This is a genomic window from Pseudomonas sp. AMR01, from assembly GCF_041946035.1.
Lineage (GTDB): Bacteria > Pseudomonadota > Gammaproteobacteria > Pseudomonadales > Pseudomonadaceae > Aquipseudomonas > Aquipseudomonas antarctica_B.
The window spans coordinates 1-583 of sequence record NZ_JAUTYR010000135.1 but is presented as its reverse complement, the minus strand read 5'-3'; the positions used below and the strand labels follow the sequence as shown (position 1 = coordinate 583).

The 583-nt window shown below is 60.0% G+C and carries 2 protein-coding genes; both read left to right on the top strand.

The window, feature by feature from the left end; all coding sequences use genetic code 11:
• Window positions 1–118: YeeE/YedE family protein (locus tag Q7C20_RS26905; RefSeq protein ID WP_375071212.1), on the top strand; the 118-nt coding region annotated here is incomplete at its 5' end.
• Window position 119: 1 nt separating this feature from the next.
• Complete coding sequence (locus Q7C20_RS26900; RefSeq protein ID WP_375071211.1) at window positions 120–560, top strand: DUF6691 family protein; 441 nt, start codon at window positions 120–122, stop codon at window positions 558–560.
• The last annotated feature ends 23 nt before the right edge of the window (window positions 561–583 follow it).

The following is a 583-nucleotide window of genomic DNA, read 5'->3' as shown; positions in this document are numbered from 1 at the left end:
GGGCCATGGGGTCTGCGGGATCAGCCGTGGCTCGGCGCGGTCCATCGTGGCCACAGTGACCTTTATGGTGACAGCCTTTGCCACGGTTTTCGTCATGCGTCATTTGATCGGAGCTTGATATGAAACAGCTTTTCGCACTCCTCTCTGGCCTGATCTTTGGGCTTGGTCTGATCGTCTCGGGCATGGCAAACCCAGCGAAGGTCCTCAATTTTCTTGACGTCTTTGGCACATGGGATCCAAGCCTTGCCTTTGTCATGGGCGGGGCCATTGCGGTGACTGCGCCCGGCTTTGCGCTGCTGTTCCGCAACCGGCAAACGCCGATGTTTGACAGCAAGTTCCGCGTGCCGACCCGCACCGATCTGGAGCCGAAACTGCTAACCGGTGCGGCGATCTTTGGCATTGGCTGGGGGTTGGGCGGTTTCTGCCCCGGCCCCGCGCTGACCTCATTGCCTGCCGCCGCGACTGGTACGCTGGTCTTTGTCCCCTTCATGCTAATCGGCATGTGGGCCGCGCGTCATACGCCTGACATTACACCAAACGCGAAAGGAGCCGCGTCATGAGCGATCCGCTGAACTCCCCCATT